Origin of the sequence: Candidatus Cybelea sp., from assembly GCA_036489315.1 — a bacterium.
GTDB lineage: Bacteria > Vulcanimicrobiota > Vulcanimicrobiia > Vulcanimicrobiales > Vulcanimicrobiaceae > Cybelea.
On sequence record DASXFZ010000059.1, the window covers coordinates 62137 to 83000 of the forward strand.

The 20864-nt window shown below is 63.7% G+C and carries 20 protein-coding genes and 1 pseudogene; 12 read left to right on the forward strand and 9 right to left on the reverse strand.

Annotation, left to right across the window (positions count from 1 at the left end):
- Position 1: 1 nt before the first annotated feature.
- On the reverse strand, positions 2-1270 hold the full coding sequence (gene glp / locus VGG51_13305; protein ID HEY1884008.1) for a gephyrin-like molybdotransferase Glp: 1269 nt from the start codon (positions 1268-1270) through the stop codon (positions 2-4).
- Between glp and serS the strand changes: the two genes are divergently transcribed.
- Positions 1254-2552 (forward strand): serine--tRNA ligase, encoded by a 1299-nt coding sequence (gene serS, locus VGG51_13310; protein ID HEY1884009.1) that lies wholly within the window; start codon positions 1254-1256, stop codon positions 2550-2552. The two genes, glp and serS, sit on opposite strands and share 17 nt — an antisense overlap.
- On the opposite strand, the gene VGG51_13315 is transcribed toward serS, so the two are convergent.
- Positions 2549-3487, reverse strand: a complete 939-nt coding sequence (locus VGG51_13315) for a DUF2249 domain-containing protein (GenBank protein ID HEY1884010.1) — start codon at positions 3485-3487, stop codon at positions 2549-2551. The two genes, serS and VGG51_13315, sit on opposite strands and share 4 nt — an antisense overlap.
- Before the next feature lie 65 nt (positions 3488-3552).
- Here VGG51_13315 and VGG51_13320 point away from each other — a divergent pair, with 65 nt between their 5' ends.
- Positions 3553-4074 (forward strand): hypothetical protein, encoded by a 522-nt coding sequence (locus tag VGG51_13320; protein ID HEY1884011.1) that lies wholly within the window; start codon positions 3553-3555, stop codon positions 4072-4074.
- Here VGG51_13320 and VGG51_13325 read toward each other — a convergent pair.
- The gene (locus tag VGG51_13325) at positions 4071-4604 is read right to left on the reverse strand and encodes a c-type cytochrome (GenBank protein ID HEY1884012.1); all 534 of its coding nucleotides are present in this window, start codon (positions 4602-4604) and stop codon (positions 4071-4073) included. The genes VGG51_13320 and VGG51_13325 overlap by 4 nt on opposite strands.
- Positions 4605-4668: 64 nt before the next feature.
- Between VGG51_13325 and VGG51_13330 the strand changes: the two genes are divergently transcribed.
- A complete protein-coding gene (locus VGG51_13330) occupies positions 4669-5085 on the forward strand; it encodes a VOC family protein (GenBank protein ID HEY1884013.1) in 417 nt (138 codons plus the stop codon).
- On the opposite strand, the gene VGG51_13335 is transcribed toward VGG51_13330, so the two are convergent.
- Together VGG51_13335 and VGG51_13340 are read right to left on the reverse strand one after the other, a co-directional pair.
- A complete protein-coding gene (locus tag VGG51_13335) occupies positions 5032-6249 on the reverse strand; it encodes an FAD-dependent oxidoreductase (GenBank protein ID HEY1884014.1) in 1218 nt (405 codons plus the stop codon). The two genes, VGG51_13330 and VGG51_13335, sit on opposite strands and share 54 nt — an antisense overlap.
- Positions 6246-6749, reverse strand: a complete 504-nt coding sequence (locus VGG51_13340) for a hypothetical protein (GenBank protein ID HEY1884015.1) — start codon at positions 6747-6749, stop codon at positions 6246-6248. The genes VGG51_13335 and VGG51_13340 overlap by 4 nt, the downstream gene beginning before the upstream one ends.
- Positions 6750-7579: 830 nt before the next feature.
- On the opposite strand from VGG51_13340, the gene VGG51_13345 reads away from it, so the two are divergent.
- The 3 genes from VGG51_13345 to dacB are packed head-to-tail and all read left to right on the forward strand — an operon-like array spanning position 7580 to position 11311.
- On the forward strand, positions 7580-9445 hold the full coding sequence (locus VGG51_13345) for a multicopper oxidase domain-containing protein (GenBank protein HEY1884016.1): 1866 nt from the start codon (positions 7580-7582) through the stop codon (positions 9443-9445).
- A gap of 8 nt (positions 9446-9453) precedes the next feature.
- Complete coding sequence (locus tag VGG51_13350) at positions 9454-9750, forward strand: DUF962 domain-containing protein (GenBank protein HEY1884017.1); 297 nt, start codon at positions 9454-9456, stop codon at positions 9748-9750.
- Positions 9737-11311, forward strand: a complete 1575-nt coding sequence (gene dacB / locus VGG51_13355) for a D-alanyl-D-alanine carboxypeptidase/D-alanyl-D-alanine-endopeptidase (GenBank protein HEY1884018.1) — start codon at positions 9737-9739, stop codon at positions 11309-11311. The genes VGG51_13350 and dacB overlap by 14 nt, the downstream gene beginning before the upstream one ends.
- Here the strand turns inward: dacB and VGG51_13360 are convergent.
- The 4 genes from VGG51_13360 to VGG51_13375 form a co-directional block, all read right to left on the reverse strand.
- The gene (locus VGG51_13360; protein ID HEY1884019.1) at positions 11308-12057 is read right to left on the reverse strand and encodes a hypothetical protein; all 750 of its coding nucleotides are present in this window, start codon (positions 12055-12057) and stop codon (positions 11308-11310) included. The two genes, dacB and VGG51_13360, sit on opposite strands and share 4 nt — an antisense overlap.
- Positions 12058-12095: 38 nt before the next feature.
- Positions 12096-13067, reverse strand: coding sequence for a threonine/serine dehydratase (locus VGG51_13365; GenBank protein ID HEY1884020.1), 972 nt, complete (start codon positions 13065-13067; stop codon positions 12096-12098).
- A gap of 11 nt (positions 13068-13078) precedes the next feature.
- Positions 13079-13516: a hypothetical protein gene (locus VGG51_13370; GenBank protein HEY1884021.1), complete on the reverse strand. Its 438-nt coding sequence runs from the start codon at positions 13514-13516 to the stop codon at positions 13079-13081.
- Between the two features lie 68 nt (positions 13517-13584).
- Entirely contained in the window at positions 13585-13983 is a 399-nt protein-coding gene (locus VGG51_13375) for a DUF1203 domain-containing protein (GenBank protein HEY1884022.1), read from the reverse strand.
- Between the two features lie 186 nt (positions 13984-14169).
- Here VGG51_13375 and VGG51_13380 point away from each other — a divergent pair, with 186 nt between their 5' ends.
- From VGG51_13380 to VGG51_13405, 6 genes and pseudogenes are all read left to right on the forward strand, one after another.
- Positions 14170-15663: a hypothetical protein gene (locus VGG51_13380; GenBank protein ID HEY1884023.1), complete on the forward strand. Its 1494-nt coding sequence runs from the start codon at positions 14170-14172 to the stop codon at positions 15661-15663.
- Between the two features lie 23 nt (positions 15664-15686).
- A pseudogene (locus tag VGG51_13385) lies at positions 15687-16427 on the forward strand (DUF4331 family protein).
- A gap of 58 nt (positions 16428-16485) precedes the next feature.
- Positions 16486-17073 carry a DUF4331 family protein gene (locus VGG51_13390; GenBank protein ID HEY1884024.1) on the forward strand — a complete coding sequence of 196 codons (588 nt, stop codon included), beginning with the start codon at positions 16486-16488 and terminating at the stop codon, positions 17071-17073.
- Positions 17074-17126: 53 nt separating this feature from the next.
- Complete coding sequence (locus tag VGG51_13395; protein HEY1884025.1) at positions 17127-18398, forward strand: tetratricopeptide repeat protein; 1272 nt, start codon at positions 17127-17129, stop codon at positions 18396-18398.
- Positions 18399-18400: 2 nt separating this feature from the next.
- Positions 18401-19453, forward strand: a complete 1053-nt coding sequence (locus tag VGG51_13400) for a HoxN/HupN/NixA family nickel/cobalt transporter (protein ID HEY1884026.1) — start codon at positions 18401-18403, stop codon at positions 19451-19453.
- A 184-nt stretch (positions 19454-19637) separates the two neighbouring features.
- Positions 19638-20861, forward strand: coding sequence for a serine hydrolase domain-containing protein (locus VGG51_13405; GenBank protein HEY1884027.1), 1224 nt, complete (start codon positions 19638-19640; stop codon positions 20859-20861).
- Positions 20862-20864: the final 3 nt, after the last annotated feature.

The window sequence follows — 20864 nt, forward strand, 5'->3', positions numbered from 1 at the left end:
TTTAGCAGCCTCCCAAAAAGCGAAAAACGGTGACCGGCGCACCGGCCGGCCAGGCGTCGTCGCGCTCGCTCATGATGATGAATCCGTCGGCGCGGGCGGCAAGGCTAACCGAGAACGAACGCATCGCCAGAGGATGCGCGAGAGGAAGCCCTGCATCATGCTTGAGGGCGACCGGAATATACCACGTCCAGCCGGCCCGGCTGGCGACCGGCGCGGCGAGGCGCGCCGCAACGGTCGACGCTTCAACGGGAGCCCCGGTCAGCGCGGCGACGATCGGCGCGGCGACCGCCTCAAGAATGAAGAGTGCCGAGGCCGGATTTCCCGGCAGTCCGACGATCGGTTTGCCGCCGTGCGCGCCAAACAGCGTCGGCTTTCCGGGCTTCACCCGTAAGCCGTGGACGATCACGCCCGGATCGGCTATCCTCGCCACCGCATCGGGCAGCCGGTCGCGTTCGCCGACCGAGGATCCGCCGGTGAGGACGACGCCGTCGCATTCTGGCAGCGCCGACGCCAGGGTCCGCTCGAACTCATCGGCTTCGTCGCGCATCGTCGGATAATGGCGCGGCTGCGCACCCATCGCACGCAGCGAGGTCGCGACCGCGTAGCGATTCGAATCGCGGATCTGGCCGGGCCGCGGCTGCTGCGACGGCGCGACGAGCTCGTCCCCGCTCGAGAGCACGGCGATCCGCGGACGGCGGTAGACCGTTACTTCCGTGGCTCCCACCGTTGCCAGCACGCCGATCTCCGCGGCGGAAATTCGCCGTCGGCCTTCGAGCAGCGCCTCACCTTTGCGCATATCGGCGCCTTTTTGCGCCACGTTCGCGCCCATCTGGACGGCTTCATCGATGCAAACGCGCTCGTCCTCGACGCGTACGTCCTCGATCGGTACGACGGCGTCGGCTCCGGCCGGCAGCACCCCTCCGGTCGGAATGCGCATCGCGCAATCGCCGGTCAGCGCCGTGTGCGGCGCGACTCCCATCGCAATATCGCCGACGATTTTCAGACGGCCCGGCGCGCAACGCGCCGCTATTGCGAAGCCGTCCATCAGGGAACGCGGAGCGTTAGGATAATCGTCGTCGGCGACGACCGCGGCGGCGAGTACCCGTCCGGACGCGTCCTCGAGCTTTACCGTCTCCGTGCCGGGCGGCGTCAGGCAGACGCGCGAAAAGAACGCCACCATCGCCTGCTGCGGCGCTAACAATCTCTCGGCGATAAATCCGACCTCCGGTAGGACTGGATTTACGGGCTGCGTAATGGCGCGCTTCTCCATGCTCGATATCGCTTTGATACGCCGCGATCCCGACCGCGTGCGACGAGCTCTCGCTCGTCGCGGGCAGGACCCGTCGGTCGTTGACGACGTTCTGCGCTACGACGAGGAGTACCGCTCTGCGTTGACCGCTGCGGAACGGGCGAAAGCCGAGAAGAACCGCCTGTCGGCGTCGATCGGAAAGGCGCAAGACAAGGGCGCGGCGGCGCGCGAACTGCGGCCGCAAATCGACGCACTTTCGCAGGAGATCGCCGGCGCCGAAGAGAGAGCGCGCGCGCTTTCGATCGACGACCCTTCGCCGTTGCGCGCGACGCTTGAGTTGATTCCCAACCTGCTCGACGATTCGGTACCACCGGGAAGCGACGAAACGTGCAACGTCGAGCTTCGGCGCTGGGGGACGCCGCGCGTCTTCGAGTTCGAGCCAAAGCCCCACTGGGAAATCGGCGAGAACCTCGGCATCATCGACTTTGCACGCGCCGCGAAGCTCTCCGGAAGCCGCTTCGCGGTCTTGAGCGGCGCGGGTGCGCGCCTGTCGCGCGGGCTCGCCGCGTTTTTCCTCGATCGCGCGAACGCGCGCGGGTATTTGGAGATCGCACCGCCGCTGCTGGTCTCGCGGGCGACGATGTGGTCGACCGGGCAGTTGAGCAAGTTCGCCGACGCGATGTTTGAGGATTCCAGCACGCAGCTCTTCATGATCCCCACGTCGGAGGTGCCGCTGACCGCCTTGCGCAGCGGCGAGATTCTCGAGTTCGCCGAGCTGCCGCTAAAATACGTCGCCTATACTCCCTGCTTTCGCAAAGAAGCGGGGGCCGCCGGCAAGGATACGCGCGGGCTCATCCGCCAGCACCAGTTCGAAAAGGTCGAGCTGGTGTGGCTGGCGCTTCCGGAGGCTTCGTTTGCCGCGCTCGATCGGCTAACGGCCGACGCCGAATCGCTGCTTACCGAGCTCGGATTGCCGCACCGGGTCGTCGAGCTGTGCGCCGGCGACACGGGGTACAACGCGGCGAAAACGCACGACATCGAGATCTGGGTGCCGAGCAGCAACCAGTACCGCGAGATAAGCTCGTGTTCGAACTGTACGGATTTTCAAGCACGCCGTGCGTCGATTCGCTTCCGCCGGGAAGCGGGCGCGAAGCCGGAGTTCGTGCACACGCTCAACGGCTCGGGCCTGGCGATCGGCCGAACCATTGCCGCGCTTCTCGAGAACTATCAAGAAGCTGACGGTTCGGTAACGATGCCCGAAGCGTTGCGGCCGTTTACGGGCTTTGACCGAATCCCGGCTTAAGAAACGTCTTGAATCAAGCCGAGAAGCACTTCGCGGTCGAGATAACGGATGTGACCGTGCTCCCGCCGTAATGCCTTGCGCGATTCCAGTTCTGCGATCGCCCGCGCCGCGACTTCCTTAACAGTGCCCCCGGCTGCAGCAATCTGAGACTGCGTGATCGTCGACAACGACGGTGCCGCCGGAACGAGCCCGCGATCGGGCATCGCATAGGGAAGCAGAACGCGCGCAATGCGCCCGAGAATCGGCAGCGATCCCTGCACGCTCAGCGCATCGGCGAGCAGCCGGACCCGCTGTGCCATCACGATACCCAGCGCGTTGGTCAGCTCGGGATAGCGGGCGGCCATTCGCCCGATGACTTCCCATGGCACTTTCAGCACGTGCGCGGTCTTGGAAAAGACGGCGATCCGTGCCATTTTGAGCCCGCGGTCGAAGTACTCCGCGACGCCGAACAGCTCGTAGGGAAAGATTTCGTAGAGGATGCGCTCGCGGTCGCGTCCGCCCCCGTTGGCCCGAGCAACGATTCCTTCGGTGACCATTCCGATGAAAGCCCAATCGACGTTCTCGGCGACGAGGGACTGTCCGCGGCGCCCGGTCTGCCAGACCGTAGCGACCGCCATCTCCTCCCGCACGCTCGCATCGAGGGGCGCGAAGGCCGGACAGCGGCTCAGGTGCTGAAATGCCGAGTTCCGGTCGGTCGTCTCGCCTGGACGGTGGGTAAGGCGAAGGTGCCAGACCCGGCTTCCGATACGGCGGGATTCGACGACGAAACGATCGGGCCGGTCCTGTGTTATGCGTGCCGAGAGCGCCCGCGGCTCGTTCTCCATGATCAGGGTAAGCGAGGCTCCCGAGGGGAGACGATCGAGTGCTTTGCGGACGTGATCCGGACGCTCCCACGTGGGAAGACTACGTAGGTCAATTTCAGCAGGTTGTGCCACGATAGTCACGTTCTCGGCAAGCTGAGCGCTCTACTCCCTGAGAAGGTCAATCGAGAGGAGTCAGAATGGTACGGTCTTTGGAACGCTTCGTGAGCTGCATCGCACTCGTAGGCGTGGCCCTGGTTGCGACCCCCGGCCGAGCGCCGGCTCAGGATCAGCCGACGGAACTGCACTTTACCACCGCCATAACGCAAGCTTATGGCTCGGAGTACCCCATTACGGGGCGCCTCGATCTACAGGTTTTCCCGGGCGGGCACCTGCGCGGCTACTATCACACGACGTTCAATAAGCTCTTCATCGAAGTCGTCGGTGGGCGCGATGGCGATTACATTTGGTTCGATATCGGGCCGTCGTCTGTCGATCTTGGATTAGGAGCGGGCCCTCAAGGTAAGCTTCACGTCGTCGCGACGATGAATGGCGATGGTTCCTTCAAAGGCCAGGTCTATCCGCAGACGGCCGCGGTTCTCTCCGGCGCCGCGATGGGGAATAGCGCTGCGTTTCCACAACCGAACGACGCGAACTCCAACGATCAGTACATTTTCGCCGCTACGCCGGCAACGGATAGCGGCTCGACGCCGCCGCCTTAACTCGAAGCTTCGGCGTTGCTCTTCACGGCCTTCCAAACGCGCCGCGGCGCTGCCGGGAGGCCGTCCATGTGTTTGAGGAAGAGCGTCAGCTGCCAGATCTGATCGTCGCCGAGGTTCTGACCGAATGACGGCATTCCGGTAAGGCGAATGCCGTGCGCGACCTTCCAGTACGTGACTCCGTCGGGATCGTCTTCGACGCCGTCCTTGGCCAGCTGCGGAGGCTTTTGATAGAGGCCGCGCGCGATGTTCGAGGGCTTTGCATCGGCGGCGCCATGGCAAACGGCGCAGTTGGCGGCATAGAGCTTGATTCCCGCGATCAGATTCTCGTCGTTGAACGGCAATGGGTTGGGAGTTTTGGGCGCTTCGCGTGCCAGCGCTGCGTCGAGCGACGTCCTCGCCATCCACCGCTCGAAGTGCGGCGGCTTCGCGTCGGCGTTGGCCGGGACGAGGCCGCCCTCGACCGCGAGATAGACGGCGAGCGCCAGCACGACCAACGTAACGACGACCCCGAGAATCAATCCACGTGCCATGGCGCGTGGCGTTCGACGCTCGGCGTTCTGCAACCATTCTTGCGCGCGGGGCATAGATGGAAGCATGAGCGTCAAGGTATATGGCATCAATCACGTCGCGATCGAAGTGGACGACGTCGGGAAAGCGGTCGCGTTCTATCAGGACGTGTTCAATTTAGAGAAGCTCGACGAGGGCGAGGGCGACGCGTTCTTCAAGGCCGGCGAGCATCAGTTTCTGGCGATGTTCGAGAGCGGCAAAGCCCAGGCGAACCGTACGCGGCACTTTGGACTGATCGTCCGCGACGAAACTCAGCTGGCGGAAGTACGGGAAAAGCTGACTGGCAAGTACGGGATCAAACTCATCCCGCCGTTTCGCTGTGACTTCATGGATCCGTTCGGAAACCGAGTTCAGGTCGTCGACCTGCACGACGAGTCGCTGGTTTGGCTCTTACCGTACCGTGAGGTTCAGGACGTGTTCGGGCCGGAAGCCCAACCCCACTAAACGCCCGGGAATTCGCGGCAAGAACGGCAGCCAGCGAACGACCGCGGGGAGGCCCTTTAGAAACGGTGCCCGGCCATCGGCAAGAACCTTCCCGATGATGCGCCGCTGGATGAAGAGCTGAAGCGCCTGTGTGAGACGCGCGGCCCTCTCCCGGCGGCGCTGTACGGCCCGAAGGTCGTCGATGGACAGGGTGCCGGAGCGCAGCTTGGGCGCGAGCATGTTGGCAGTCGCGACCGCGTCCTGAATCGCGAGGTTGATGCCGACGCCGCCGATCGGAGACATCGCGTGCGCCGCATCGCCGATGCAGAGCAGCCCAGAGCGATACCACCGCCGCAGACGGTTGACGCGCACGGTCAACAGCTTCACGTCATCCCACGAGGTCAGCTCGTGCGTGCGATCGGCGAGAAACGGTACCAGTTCGGTGATCTGGCGCCGGAACTCCGTAAGCCCGCACTCGCGCAGCTCGGTCAGCGTCCCTTTCGGGATGACGTAAGCACACTGCCAGTACTCGCCCCGATCGATGAGCGCCATGATCCGGCCGCCGCGGACGTACCCGAACGTGTCGTGCGGATCGTGCGGATGTTTGGTCAAGCGCAGCCAGAGCACGTCCATCGGCGCGCCGAGTTCGATGATCTCGAGCCCCGCTTCCCTACGGACGACCGATTCTCGGCCGTCTGCCGCAACCGTCAGATCCGCGCGCACCTCAACGGGCCCATCGGGCGTTTGCGCGCGCACGCCCACGACGCGGCCCTGATCCCACAAGAGCTCCTCGCCGCGCATCTCCATCCCCAGCGTAAAATTCTCGTAACGCTTGGCCTCCTCGGCGAGAAAACTCAGGAACTCCCATTGCGGCATGAAGGCGACGAACTTGCAGCGCGTCGGAAGATGCGTGAAGTCGGCGACGGTTACCAGCCGGTCGCCGACGCTGCCCGAGAGGCTCGTCACCTCCTGGTGCGGCCGCTGCAGAAAGGCTTCGAGCAAACCGAGTTCGGCCATGACGTCGAGCGTGGACGGATGGATCGTATCGCCGCGAAAGTCGCGCAGAAAGTCCGCGTGTTTTTCGAGTAAGATCGTGCGCACGCCGGCGCGCGCAAGAAGGAGTCCGGCCATCATTCCGGCCGGACCACCCCCGACGATGCAGCAGTCGTACTTCGTAGGCGTCACCGCAACAATGTACTGTAGTAACGGTAGCGCGCAAACTCCGATTCTCGCTGATCGACGCGGGCCTGGCATGCCGCTGCGATCTCGTCGATGAAATTCTCGAGCGAACGCGCGGCGACGCCCGGGGCGAGCGCCACGTCGAGCAGATTGCCGAAGATCCGCATCGGCAGGTCGTAGGCTCCGGTTAGATAGAGCGTACACTCGCCGAGTTCGCCGGGCGTCACTCCCATTGCACCCTTGAATGTGGGGAACGTGGCTGGCGACCTGGCGGCGCGAAAGGTGATGTCGACCGCTTGTTGCTTCTCGTTTTTGGTGGCCGTCAAGTCGATCGGCACGGCCACGTAGCCGACGTCGGGCAGGTGCAAGTCGCCGAGCCCCACGTGAAGCGCGAAGCCTCGCCAAGGCCCTTCCTGTCTCGCAATCGATATTAGCACGTCGCCCAGCACTTGAAGCGCCAACTCGGCTGGGACGCGGAGACTCCGTTCAAGTCGTACGTCGGGCACAAAAACCTCCTCTAGCGCTAGCATCTGTTCGCATATGCCGCACCCGGCCCATTGCCGGAGCCTTCCGGAATTGAGAAAGCTACGCTTGAAGATCAAACCCTGCCGATCGGGCAGGGCTGAACGCCCCTTCGGGGGCTCCCGGGGCGCCGCGCCCGCAACTGTATTTAGGGACGGTACTCACGACTGGCGTCCCGCAGCCCTGGGGAACGCTTTACCCCCATCGAACCCTTGCCTGGACAGGGAAAGGGGAAGGCGTATGAAGATTCCACTCGTCGTCTGCATGACCGTGCTGCTGTCAGGATGCGGCGGATCGCAGTCAGTCGCGGGTGCACCGAGTGCGGGGGCTCAATCCGCAACGGGCTCCGCAGAGCGATCATCGCTTAAGAGATACTACCTGGCTAAACTAACAACCGTCGTGGGGAGTAGCCTTCCCGGGTCGTCTCTCTGCTTTCGGTTCAAACCCAATGGGAGCTGGTCGAGCACCGGCAGTGTAAGTTTTACTGGAACGTACCTTACCTCCGGTAAGCAGCTATACGCATCTGCCCTTTGGCTGCCATCACCAGCGTTTTTTTTGACCTTCGAAGGGTCGGTCAATGCGAAGCAGGGCTCCGGTAAATTTACCTACAGCGGGATGAACGGCCAGCTATTTGGAGGTGGGACATTCACTATGACGGCCGAGCAAAGCAAGTCCTGCAGCTGAGAACCGCGCCTGCCTTCTACGCGTTCAAGAGCGGCGACCGGCCGCTCTTTTCTTTTATGGGCAAATGCCACTGCCTAACCGCCTACTAGGAGAAAGGCGCGCCTATCTACAATCTTAGGCACACCTAAAAATGCCTTTTTTCCGGCCCGCCCTGCTGATCGGCGCGGCGATCGTCGCGCTCGCTGCCGTTCCGGGCGTGGCGCGAGCCGACGCCGACGACGTCGCCTCTCCGAACTCGACCTCGCTCGGTTTGCAGCCGCTCAGCGCCCCCATTCCGGTTGCGACGCCGGCTCCTGGGGAATCCCACTCGTTCCCCAGACCCGACGGCAGCTATCAAGCCGTCCCCGTAACGCATGGCCGCATCAAGGTCTTTCATCTCGTCGAGCGCCAGGCACCGTGGTCGCTTAAGCCCGGCCTCACGGTTATGGCCAATACTTACAACGGCGTCGTTCCGGGGCCGGTGCTGCAAGTGCACCAGGGCGACACGGTCGTCATCGACTACACGAACGACGGCGCGACGTCCGATTCGATCCACCTTCACGGCATTCACGACATACCTGTCGATATGGACGGCGTCGCCGGCATTTCGCAGTCGCTCGTTCCGACGGGCGGCCACTTCGTCTATCGCTTCGTCGCCGACCAGCCCGGTACGTTCATCTATCACACTCACGACAACGAAGCGATGCTCGATTCGGGGCTCTACGGCGCGATCGTCGTGCAGCCCGCGCATCCGCTTCCCGTGGAGCGCAACCTCGCGCACGATTTCGTCGAAGTCATCTCCTCCTGGCAGATCCGCAGCGTTGCCGAAAACCACTTCACGCTCAACGGCAAAGAGTACCCTGCAACGCGTCAGCTCGACGTGCGTTCCGGCGAATATTTTCGCGTCCGCTGGATCAACATCTCGGGCGAAGAGTTCCACACGATGCACACTCACGGGCACTACCAGCGGATCATCGCCCGCGATGCCGCGCCGCTCGATTACCGGGATATCCAAGACACCGTTCTGATCTCCCCGGGGCAGCGCGTCGATGTTGTAATTCACGCCAATGCGAAGCCGGGTACGTGGCTCGTGCACTGTCACGTCATGGATCACATCGAAGATTCGATGGGCATGCCGGCCGGGTTGATCACGGCGATCCACTACATCGGCACGCCGAACACGCTGGCCTCGATGTACCGGGCCATGACGCCGATTGCAGGCGCGACGACGCATGCGCTGAGCTTTTGGACGACGGTACTGCTGGGCGCGATCGCCGGTTTTACGATCTTTCTGGGCCTGCCGATCGCCCGCGCGCGCAGCTTCTCGCCGCAGACGGTCGCCCTGCTCAATGCGCTCGCGATCGGGATCCTTCTCTATCTCGTCGTTGAGATCGCGCAAAACGCGATCGCTCCGATCTCGCAAGCACTTGGAACCTGGCACGCCGGCGCTGCGGCATTCCCAGTCGCGCTCGTGACGGTCTTCGTGCTCGGTCTGGCAATCGGTCTGGTCGGACTGGGAAGCGCGGCGACGCATTTTACGCGCAAGGCCGCGCAGCACGCCGACAATCCGGTCCTACTGGCGGCGATCATCGCGATCGGCATCGGCGCGCACAATTTTGGTGAAGGCCTTGCGATCGGAGCCTCGGCCGCCTCAGGAGCGACGGCGGTCGCGCTGGCGCTGATCGTGGGCTTCGGGCTGCACAACGCGACGGAAGGCTTCGGAGTCGCGGCGCCCCTGGTCGGCCGCGTGGTCCCGTCGTGGGCCCAGATCGGCCTGGCAGGATTGATTGCCGGCGGCCCAACATTCATCGGCACGATTGTCGGGTACAGCTTCTACTCACCGACGCTCTCGGTGTTATTCCTCGCGATTGCGATCGGAGCGTTGGTCTTCGTCATCGGCGAGCTGTGGAACGTGCTGCGGCGGACCGGCCTGACAGCGACCGTAACCGCGACGATGTGCGCCGGCTTTTTGATCGCACTGGCAACCGAACTCTTTCTCGATATGAATGGAGGATAGGCGGCGGAATGACGTTCGAGGAGTTCTACCCGGAGTATCTCGCGGCGCACCGCGACCCGCGGACGAAGCTCGTGCATACCGCGGGCTTACTTGGGGGCCTGTCGCTCGGGCTGACGGGAATCGCGCTGCGCCGCCCGTCGCTCATCCTTGGCGGCTTGGCGCTGGGCTATCTCCCGGCGTTCGTCTCGCACTGGGTCTTCGAGAAGAACCAGCCCAAAACGCTCGAGCACCCGTTTCTCTCCTTTTGCGGCGACTTCGTGATGGTCTACCAGTTCCTCACCGATCAAATCGATGAAGAAGCGTAACGCGCTCGTCCTCGCGGCGGCACTGCTCGTGCCTAACGCCGCGCTCGCCGCGCCGCAAAGCGCAACATCCGCGCTCGACGCTATTGCAGCGCGTCAACGCTTTACCCACGCGATCGTTGCAGCGGACGTCTACGACCTCGATGCAAAGCGCCAGCTGTACGTCCGTAACGCCGCCGTGCTGATGGAGGCCGCGTCGACGACGAAGCTGCTGACGACGGGGACCAGCCTCGCCCTGCTCGGCCCGAACTTCCGTTGGACCACGCCCGTCTATCGCATCGGCACCGTCGATTCGAGCGGCGTGCTGCACGGCGACCTCGTCCTGGTCGCAAGCGGCGATCCCAATCTTTCCCAGCGAATTCGACCCGACGGAACGCTCGCGTTCGAGAACGAAGATCACTCTTACGACGGAAGCTACGACACGCGCGCGGTTCCGGGCGATCCGCTTGCGGTTCTGCGGGATCTCGCCGCGCAGGTAGCAAAGTCCGGGATCAAGCAAGTCGACGGCCGCGTCGTCGTCGACTCCTCGCTCTTTGCCGATGCCGGGCCGGAGGGTGGAACGGCGGCGGTGGTTTCGCCGATCGTCGTCAACGATAACCTGGTCGACGTTACGCTGAGCCCGGGTACGAATGCCGGTGACGCCGTCTCGATGAGCGTCTCGCCCCAAACGCCCTACGTCCGTTTCGTCAATAATGCGAAGACGAGCGCGCCGAAGACCGAACCGACGATCGACCTTTCGACCGACAAGACCAATGCCGACGGATCGCACAGCGTAACGGTCACGGGAACGATGCCGCCGGGCCGGCCGATCCTCTTTGTCTATCGCGTGCCGACGCCGGGACGCTTCGCCCAGGATGCCTTTACCGTCGCGCTGCCGGCCGCCGGCGTAACCGTAAATCCGCCCTCGGGCGGGCCCGAGTTCGACCGTGCTGCCGCAGCTGTTTCATATACATCCCCAAATCTCGTTGCCAGCCATGTGTCGCCGCCGCTTTCGGAAGACATCTACATCACGCTCAAGGTGAGCGACAACCTGCACGCCGCGCTCCTGCCGTATATGTGGGCGATCTACGTTGCCCACGCCAAGACGGATCTTTTGAAGACGGGATTCGCGCAGGAACGCGCGCTGCTCACCGGAGCCGGCCTCGACCTACGCGGCGCCGCGCAGCAAGACGGCCTGGGAAGCTCGGCGTTCTTTACGCCGCAGTTTATGGTGAGTTACTTGGCGTGGGCCTACCGCCAGTCGTGGTATAAACCGTTTTGGCGCAGCCTGCCGATCTTGGGCGTCGACGGTACGCTCTTCAACATTCAGAATGGATCGCCGGCCGCGGGGAAGGTGCACGCGAAGACCGGCACGTGGGGATCGCAAGATCTGCTCAACGACGACGGCCTCTACACCAAAGGGCTCGCCGGATACATGACGACCAGTCACGGGCGCCATATCGCGTTCGCGTTTTATATCAACCGGATGGCCGGCAAGCCGAGCGTCGACCAGAGTAAGGACGGCGCTCATTATGCGGGCCAAACGCTCGGTGAAATGGCGACCGACGTCTACGAAAAACTCTAGGAATCTGCCGAGGCAAACGCCAGCGATCCGCCGCAGAGAGCGACCGCGATAAAAAGACTCTGCCACTCAGCCGGGCTCTGCGTCGCTCCCGCAATGCCGTAGAGCCCTGCGACCCGCGGGGCGTGCAGCGTAACGACCCAGATCGCAAACATCAAGGCTACACCAAAACCCGCCCAGCGCTCGAGGATGCGCAATGCGATCGCGACTCCCGCAGCGACGAAGGCAACGCCGAAGGCGGCCACCCAAAACTGGTGCCAGGGAATCCACGTTGCGATCAGCGTCGCAATGAACGCGAGCGCAAGAAAGTGATCGATGCCAAAAACGATCAGCGAAATCGCCAACGCGTACCGGGCGAACTGCACGATCGGGCTCTTGGGTGCTTCGCCGGCGAGCAGCCACGCCAGACTTGCCAGCGCGAGCAGTTCGAAGACCCCCGTGCGCACGCTGATATTCGCGGGCGCTAAGAGGCCTCTGGGAACGTCGAGAACGAGATCGGCCAGCAGCAAGAGCGCGCCGGTGAAGAGCGCCGCGTTGCGGCGCGTTTGCCGCGCCAGCATGCCCGCGGCGCCTAGGGCCAGCACGGCGCCAAAAAGGATGGCGAGCCAGGGTACCGCCGGCAGCCACGGGATGATGCCGATGACCCGGTGGCCGTGAACGGGCGGAAGCGACGTGTTCGCGAAGACGATCGTTTCCACGCCGATGGCGCCGATCGCCAACGCAAAGATTGCCGCTCCAGCGTTTCGCATCAACCGCCGGAACGCGCGGGGCATCGCGATCGTGACGCTTATTCCGCGGCGATCAGCTCGAAGAACTTCGCAAGATCGATGTTCCCGCCGGATACCACGGCGACGATCGGTCCCTTCAGGTCCTTGCTGCGCAGCGCGGCGGCCACTGAGAGCGCGCCGGCGCCCTCGGCGATGACGCGCGCTTTTTCGGCGAGCAAACGCATGGCGCTTCTCGTTTCGTCGAGCGTAACGACGATCGAACCGTCGACGACGGGCCGCATTCGCTCCCACATCCGCGGAAAGACGCTCTTCCCGCCGGAGCCGTCGACGAACGTTGCCTGCCACTGCGGAAAAACGGAGGCTTGGCCGCGCGCAAACGAGAGCGCGCCCGGCGCCGCGGTCTCCGGCTCGGCACCGTAGACGCGCACGTTGCGCTTGCGTGCTCGAACGCCGGAAGCGACGCCGGTAACGAGGCCGCCCCCACCAATCGCGGTGATGACGGTCTCGACGTTCGGGAGATCTTCGACGATCTCCAAGCCCATCGTCGCGTTGCCCGCGACGAAGTCGTCGTCGTCGAAAGGATGAACGAAGGTTCCATCGACACCTGGAAACGCGCGCTGCTCCATCGCCTCCCAGCACGCGTCGAACGACGCCTTGACGATCCGCGCGCCGAGCGCGCGCATACGCGCGACTTTCGTCTCGGGAGCAGTTTCGATCGTTACGACGGTGCACGGTACGGCAGCCGCGCGCGCCGCGTAGGCAACGCCTTGGCCGGCGTTACCGGCGCTGATCGTCCAGACGCCTTGGGAACGGCGTTCCGGCGCCAACATCGCGACGGCGTTGGCAGCTCCACGCAGCTTAAAGGAGTTGATTGGCTGCAGATTCTCCAGTTTCAAATAAATATCGGGGAATTCGCCGGTCAGCTGCAGCTTGACCAGCGGTGTGCGAAAGATCGTACCGGCGATTCGGATGCGAGCCGCTTCGATCTCTTGCGGCGTGACCGGCCGGATCGGCGGCAGGGTTCCTTCCACGCGCAATCGCCCTATCTCACCCTGCTCATCACGACGTCGACGGAGCCGTAGAAGCTGCCCGGGAACGTCTTTTGCGGCGAACCGCCGGCGGGAAACTTCCAAAACCCGAGATTCGCGCCGGCCGAAGCGATCACGCGATTCTTTTGGATCCAGAAATCGCCGGAGCCGGCGCCGGAGAGCGACGTCGTGGTCGTGAGCGTCGCGCTGCTTGCGGTTATGCTGAACTGGTAGATCGTCGAAGTGTCGAGGTCGCCGAGACGTAGAGCAGGTTGTTTCGTCTCGGCGCTGGGCCGCATCCACGAGTGCGCGGCCGGTGCGGGCGCGAGGCTCGCGCCGCCCCGCGCGGCGGGCGCCGGCGTTACGCTGGTCGTCTGCAATCCTCCGCAGCCGGCGAGAAACGCGGCGGCCACGCAATAGCTTGCCAAAGAACGGCTAAGTGGGGCTTTCATCTCCTCTACCTCCTAAGCTCCAACGGGTCAGAGGCAAGCAGGTTCTGCGCTGGGCGAGCGCCCTCCGTTTAGGAGCCGCGCACGATCTTGAAAGCGTAGCAGGTGTACGACTCGTGCCGAACGTGAACTTCGGCTGCCTCTTCATCGCAAAGAAACGCCGCGGCTTGTTCGGCCGCCGCGCCGGCTTCGGCCACGGCAGCGTCGACGATCCGTCCGTCGTGGCCGTAGGCACGCAGAACGAGCCGCCGCCGCGCGAAATCGGCTGGGAACGCATCGGCGCTCGTGTACGGCTCGCAGCGCCGAGCGTGGACGAAGATCGGCCCGATCTCCGCGTACGGGCTGGTATCGGGCAAAGGCTGATACGAGAGCAACAGGAGCTCTTCGGGCTCGGACGAGATGCGCAGGCAGACGCGGCACGGCCCCGTATCGCGTACGACTTTGACGTCGTGCCCGAAACGATCGCGCATCGTTTCGCGAGCTTCAGCAGCAACCTCTTGCGGAACCGCCAAATAGGTTAACGATCCGATCGATACTTTTGGATTCACCCCTCGATCATAATCCGTTCCGCCCGGCCGGACCATCCGAATCTTGCTCTAAAACTTTTTGCTCCGAGCTAAATCCAGATCCTCGTCGGCACCGTTAGAGCACCAATCGTGAATCGAAATAGCATCGCGCTTCGCTTGTGCGCACTGGGCGCCGGTCTCGTGCTGGCCACCATCGCCGGCATGGGCCGCGCCCAAGCGCATCCCCTCGGCAACTTTACGATCAACCACCTTGCACGGCTGCAGCCCGAGTCCGGGCGGCTGCGCGTGCATTACGTCTTAGACATCGCCGAGATCCCGACGTTCCAGATCATGCACGCCGCGGGACCCTGGAGCCCGCAGGCGATGCGCAACTGGCAAAACGCGGAGGCTTCGCTGGTCGCCAAGGGCCTTTCGATACGTGCCAACGGCGTTGCGCTGCGCCTGCACCTCGATCGAACGGCGGCGCGCGCGCGTCCCGGCGCCGGAGGCTTGCCGATTCTCTACTGGACCGGCGATTACACAACTCGCCTTCCCGTGCGCGCGGCGGTTTCGGTGCGCGACTCGGTCTATGGGGATCGGCGCATCGGCTGGAAAGATATTATTCTGCCCGGCCTCGTCGATCCGACCAACGAACTGCGCTCGTATCCCAGCGCGTTGATCGGCTCCCCGCGTCAAAACGACGCTGCCGCGTTCGAGGTGCTCGGCGGGGTCCGGGTCGCTCGAGTGCACGTAAGCGGCGACGACTCGAGCGGCTTTGGCACGCCTTCGATGGTGCGCACGTCCATGCTCTCAGATCTTTTTGCGCGGGACGGACAAACGCCCGCATGGATTCTTCTAACTATCCTTGCCGCATTTGGCCTGGGGGCGCTGCATGGCCTCGAGCCCGGGCACGGTAAAGCCTTGCTCGCCTTTACGCTGGTCGGAGCGCGCGCAACCTTCAAACAAGCCGCCATTCTTGCCGGCGCGTTAACCTTTGCGCACACGATCGCCGTGCTGCTCTTAGGGCTCCTGCTCTTTTTCTTAGCCGGTTTCGCGACCGAGAGCCTTTTTACGTGGATTACTCTGGTCTCCGGCGTCGCCGTGTCGGCAATCGGCGCGCGCGGTCTGTCGATCGCCGTCACGCGTGCCGCCCGCCAACGGGAGCACGCCCACGCGCACGAGCATGCAATTCCCGGCACCCGCCCGCTGCATTTCCCCAGCGCCGTCGTCGCCGCGATGAGCGGCGGAATCGCACCGTGCCCCGCCGCGATCGTCGTGCTGCTGACGGCGCTGCGGCTGCACCGCGTCGGCTATGGCTTGTTGCTCATCGTCATTTTCAGTCTCGGCCTCGCGGCCATCCTCACCGGCCTCGGCGTCGCCGTCGTCCACGGCGCCGCGTGGCTGCAGCGGCGATCGGGATTCGAACGAATCGCCCGTGCCGCACCGTTACTCACCTCAATCGTCATCTCGACCATCGGCTCGGTCATGGTAGGGCAAGCCCTGGTGCAACAGGGCCTCCGGGCGCCCGTTTCGGGCATCGCTCTAGCCGTATTTCTCGGCGCCGCTCTTTACGCCGCCGTCAACTTCGTCCTGTTCTCGTCGCGGTCCGCGCACCGCATACTCGCCATAAAGGAGACCACATGAAACTGCTTCGCACAGGCGGTACGATGCTGGCAGTCTTTTTACTCGCGTTCACCGTCTCGCTCTACTCGTTCAAAGCGGCACGAGGATCCGACCATCAAGACTCACCCACCGTCGTCTCAAACCCGCTTGCGGATATCACCGACGTCTACACGTTCCCCGACCCGCACGATGCGTCGAGGGTAGCCCTGGCTATGGACGTCCGTCCCCTCATCCCCGCCGGAATGACCAGCGGGATAGCGCTCGACCCCAACGTCCTGTACCAGTTCAAAATCGCGACGAGCGGCGTCGCGTCCGGTTCCTTCACGGAGAATACCGTCATTCAGTTCACCGCAAACACGACCGGAACGTCGCAGAAGATCACGTTGTACGGGCCGGCAAAGCCCAACGAAGTCGGCACGGCCAACACGACGGTGCGCAAAACAGGAACGTTCTCGTTCGATAAGCCGGAGTCGCTCGGGAAGATCCGCGTCTTCGCCGGGCCGCGGCGCGATCCGTTCTACTTCGATCTCGCTCAGTTCTTCAAGATCGTTCCCGACCGCGATTACAAGAACCATCCCAATCCCCCGCCGCCGAGCGCGACGTCTTTCCGCTTTGCCACGGGTTCGCAGCCCATCGTTCTCGACGGCGTGAGCTACGGAACGGCCCACTCCAACGGCTGCGTCATCGCCAAGCCGCACGATTACCTCGCACCATTCGACGTGCTGTCGATCGTGATCGAAATGCCCAAAGCGATGCTTGCGCCGGCGGGCGGATCGCCGAGCGTAATCGGCCTGTGGGCGACCACCGCCACCCCAACGGTCAAGCAGAATAGGAGTGTACGAAATGAAATCCCGTTTTACGCTGGCCCTTGTGGCCGCAGCGTTGGCCGGCGTCGCGATCGGCGGCTGTACGAGCTCCGCCACTACGGCGGTGACGCCCATTGCCGGCCCGTCCTCTCCCTCGGCCGGCACGGTGTACAAACAGATCGAATTGCTCGCGCGCCCAGCCGTCAAGGAAGCGTTCGAAGCGTTCGAAGACCACAACACGACGAACCGCTCGGAACCATACGCGGATCCGGTGCTCAAGAAGCAAATTAAATCATTTTCGCTGTTGTTCCGCGGCAAGACATGGGCCGGCACGTTGCAGGCAGTTCTCTACCCCAACGTGATGAAGGCCGATCTCTCGCAGAACACCACGAAAGCCGCCTACCTCGGTTACGAGACCGGCGGCGCCACCGGGAGCAAGTTCGGCGGCCGCGCCCTTGACGACGACGTGATCGACATTTCGCTGGGCGCAATCTTCGGCAATACCCTCTCGGCGCTCGGGCTTATTCCCGACGACCATAAGGAAGCGCCGTGCTTGACGACCGACAACGTCGCGTACGATAAATCAAACACCGCCACGTTTCCCTACGTTCAGGCACCGCTCTAACGATGCGAGGGGCTGGGGCAGTTCTCGCTCTTGCCGCCGCCCTCGCCATAGGGGTGGGGTGGCCACGGTTTGCCGCTCATCGAGCGCGCGCCGCCGAGGCCGCTCCCGCCCCAATTCAGACCGACTACCTTCACCGCAACCAATACATTGCGTTTTATGAGGCACAGCTGCGCGGCGATCCGCAGGATCAGATCACGGCACGGGTTTTGGGGAGCCAGTACCTCCAACGATTTCGCGAAGCCGGAGACCTCAACGACGTCGCGCGGGCGCTCGCGGTCGCGAAGCGTTCGCTGCACCTGCAGCGGCAGGGAAACGTAGCGGCGCTAAGCGTGATCGCGTCGTGCGAGCTGACGTTTCACCGCTTTACCGCGGCGCTGGCGACCGAACACGACGCGGCCGACGCCGCGCCCTTCGACGACGACGCTCGCGCGCAAAGCGCTTCGATCCTCATGGAGCTCGGCCGCTACACCGAGGCCGCACACATTCTGGCCCGGCCGCAGCAGCGCGACCCGAATCCAACGTGGATGTCGATTCGAGCGCGCTATTACGAACTGACCGGCAATCTGGGCGGCGCTCGGATCGCGATGAACGCTGCCGCGCAAATCGTCGACGGGATGATCAGCGTTCCAGCCTATGCGCGATCTTGGTACCACATGCGCGCCGGTCAGCTCGCCTTTGAGGCGGGTGATCCGAACGCGGCGGCTGCCGCTTTCGACGAAGCGCTGCGTATCTATCCCGATAATTCGATGGCCCTCCTCCTTCAGGCAAAGCTCTACCGTGCGCAGCGCGACTGGCCGCGCGCACTTGCCTCGGCGCAACGCAGCGCCGAGCTCTATCCGTTACCGCAAGCCCTCGGGTACGAAGCCGACGCGCAACGCGCGCTGGGCGACGCCCCAGCAGCACAGCGGACCGACGCCCTGATCCGAGCCGAGCAGCGCCTCTTCAACGCACAAGGCATCAACGACCGCCTCCTGGCGATCTACTACGCGGAGCACGACGAACACCTCGACGACGCCCTCGCCGCGGCGCGGTCGGATCTCGACAAGCGCGGCAACGAAATATACGCCGACGACACCATGGCCTGGGTGCTTAGCGCGATGGGCCGCTGGGCACAGGCGCGGGTCTTCGCCCAACGGGCCGTTCGATACGACACGCAGGATCCCGAGCTGCAATATCACGCTGGGATTATTGCCTTACATACGGGACACCGCAACGAAGCACTCCGCCGATTACACGACGCGCTGCAAACCGACGCGCACTTCCATCCATTCTACGCCGACGCCGCCCGTCAAGCCCTCCGCTCTTTAGATACCGCGGGAACCTAGCCATGGCGTCGCGCCTTTTCAGCCCAGGCCACTCGACGACCCGAGACAAAATCGTCGCCGTCTACGCCGCGCTCATCGGCCTCAATCTGACCGCGTGGGCTCTGGCGTTCTGGGCATTTTCGTCTCATCCGATCCTGCTCGGCACGGCAATGCTGGCCTACACGTTCGGCTTACGCCATGCTGTCGACGCCGATCATATCTCCGCGATCGACAACGTCACGCGAAAGCTGATGCAGCAGGGCCAACGTCCGGTTGGGGTGGGTCTGTACTTCTCACTCGGCCATTCCAGCATCGTCGTTGCCCTCAGCGTAGGCATCGCGATCGGTGCCGGGGCCGTGAAAGCGCATCTGCCGGGCCTGCAACAGGCGGGCGAAATTATCGGAACCTCGATTTCTGCGGCATTCTTGTTTTTGGTCGCCGGAATCAACCTCGCCGTTCTGCTCGATATCGTTCGCGCGTTTCGCAAAGCCGGCAAAGATGCCGGTGCCGGCGTCGACGATATGCTCGACCGGCGCGGCTTGATTGGCCGCTTCTTCGGCGGGCTCATCAAAGTCGTCGATTCCAGCTGGAAGATGTACCCGATCGGCGTCCTCTTCGGTTTGGGCTTCGACACCGCAACCGAAGTCGGCTTGCTGGGCATCGCCGCCGTGGAGGCCGGGAAAGGCCTGCCGGTCGTCGACATTTTGATCTTTCCGCTGCTGTTCACGGCCGGCATGTCGCTGCTCGACACCACCGATGGAGTTCTCATGCTCAGCACATACGGCTGGGCATACGTCAAGCCGATGCGCAAGCTGTACTACAACATGGTCGTTACGCTGATCTCCGTCCTGGTCGCGCTGATCGTCGGCGGGATCGAAGCGTTCGGCGTATTCGCACAGCGCCTCGGCCTCAGCGGGTCTCCGTGGAATGCGCTCGCCGCCGTAAGCAATAATTTTGGAGTCCTCGGATTCGTCATCGTCGGCGTCTTCGCCGCCAGCTGGCTCGTCTGCGTAGCCGTGTACCGGCTGCGGCGGTACGACCGGCTCGATCTCGAGCCCGCATCCCCGGCGCGCTAGTCGCCGCCCAGCACCGCCGCGAACGCCGCTCGCGAGCAAATCGGCACCGATCGTCGTGTCCGTGTCATCTTCATTCTTTGGAGAGGCTTTTACGGTCGTCCGAAGCAAGACAGCGCCGCAGCGCCCCTGCGCGCTGCACACCAGGCTGCGGACGATAATCGTAGCCGCTAGAAGGCGGGGCTTTATGCCTGTTCGGCTCATGAGTTTAGTGTTCGGCGTCGCGCTGCTCGGCGCAAGCACCCCGGCGCCGGCGCTCAAGCCGATCAGCCAAGCTGCATTGCAAACGATGGTGGACGCCACCGCCAGGGAGCTCATGCTTCCCGGCGCCCTCGTGCTTCTGCGCACGCCGCAAGGCGACTTCACGGCCGCTTACGGCACCACACAGATCGGCACGACGAGCCGGCCTTCAGCCGGCACGTACTTTCGAATTGCCTCGAACACCAAGACGATGACCGCCGCGGTGATCGTGCAGCTGGCCCAGGAAGGCAAACTCAAATTCGGCGACCCGGTTTCGAAGTACGTCGCCGGCGTGCCGAACGGCGACAACATCACAATCGCCGAACTTCTGGATATGCGCAGCGGTCTCTACGACTACACGAGCTCGCCGGAGGTCGCCGCGATCATCGACCACGATATGAGCAAAACCTGGACCCCCGCCGAACTGCTGGCGATCGCGTTTGCGCGGCCGCCCAATTTCGCTCCCGATGCGCAATACGAATACTCCAATACAAACTACGCGCTGCTGGGCCTGATCGTTGAGCGAGTCGACCGCAAAGGGTTGGCCGAAGCACTGCAGCAGCGCTTGTTCGGCCCGCTCGGCCTGCGCCACACCGCGTTGCCTCCAAGCAACGTGGTCGCACTCCCAGATCCGTATTCGCACGGGTACCTGTACGGGAGCTCCTCAGTCGCCTTACTCGGAACGCCCCCGTATTCGCCTGCGGTCCAGGCAGCGGCCCGCGCGGGAACGCTCGTGCCCAACGACTACACGAATCTGAACCACTCCTTTGCCGCCGCGGCCGGAGGTGTCGTCTCAACCGCCGACGATCTCGCGATCTGGATCAGGGCACTGGTCTCCGGCCGCGTGTTCGACGCGGCGTATCAGCAGCGCTGGCTCGAGAGCCTGCGACCCGAGGACCCGAGCAAGCCAGGCGGCCAGCAGTACGGCTACGGCATCAGCCAGCTGCGCTGGGGATCCAATGCCATCTACTTTCACGGAGGCGAGACCCCCGGCTACAATTCGTTCATGGGCTACGATCCCGCCAACGGCGTAGCGCTGATCGTGTGGACGAATCTAACCGTTTCGCTCGACGACAAACCGACGGCCAATGCGCTCATGTTAAAAGTGCTCGATCAAATTTACGCCGAGTCGCCGCTCACGCCCGCGCCGTTACCGAGCGCCGGCCCTTAACGC

Bases quoted from the DNA above. Each gene is read 5' to 3' on its own strand.
- serS (HEY1884009.1), top strand. From the start codon at position 1,254: ATGGCGCGCTTCTCCATGCTCGATATCGCTTTGATACGCCGCGATCCC.
- glp (HEY1884008.1), bottom strand. From the start codon at position 1,270: ATGGAGAAGCGCGCCATTACGCAGCCCGTAAATCCAGTCCTACCGGAG.
- VGG51_13320 (HEY1884011.1), top strand. From the start codon at position 3,553: ATGGTACGGTCTTTGGAACGCTTCGTGAGCTGCATCGCACTCGTAGGC.
- VGG51_13325 (HEY1884012.1), bottom strand. From the start codon at position 4,604: ATGGCACGTGGATTGATTCTCGGGGTCGTCGTTACGTTGGTCGTGCTG.
- VGG51_13330 (HEY1884013.1), top strand. From the start codon at position 4,669: ATGAGCGTCAAGGTATATGGCATCAATCACGTCGCGATCGAAGTGGAC.
- VGG51_13345 (HEY1884016.1), top strand. From the start codon at position 7,580: ATGCCTTTTTTCCGGCCCGCCCTGCTGATCGGCGCGGCGATCGTCGCG.
- VGG51_13350 (HEY1884017.1), top strand. From the start codon at position 9,454: ATGACGTTCGAGGAGTTCTACCCGGAGTATCTCGCGGCGCACCGCGAC.
- dacB (HEY1884018.1), top strand. From the start codon at position 9,737: ATGAAGAAGCGTAACGCGCTCGTCCTCGCGGCGGCACTGCTCGTGCCT.
- VGG51_13360 (HEY1884019.1), bottom strand. From the start codon at position 12,057: ATGCGAAACGCTGGAGCGGCAATCTTTGCGTTGGCGATCGGCGCCATC.
- VGG51_13370 (HEY1884021.1), bottom strand. From the start codon at position 13,516: ATGAAAGCCCCACTTAGCCGTTCTTTGGCAAGCTATTGCGTGGCCGCC.
- VGG51_13375 (HEY1884022.1), bottom strand. From the start codon at position 13,983: ATGCGCGATCGTTTCGGGCACGACGTCAAAGTCGTACGCGATACGGGG.
- VGG51_13390 (HEY1884024.1), top strand. From the start codon at position 16,486: ATGAAATCCCGTTTTACGCTGGCCCTTGTGGCCGCAGCGTTGGCCGGC.
- VGG51_13400 (HEY1884026.1), top strand. From the start codon at position 18,401: ATGGCGTCGCGCCTTTTCAGCCCAGGCCACTCGACGACCCGAGACAAA.
- VGG51_13405 (HEY1884027.1), top strand. From the start codon at position 19,638: ATGCCTGTTCGGCTCATGAGTTTAGTGTTCGGCGTCGCGCTGCTCGGC.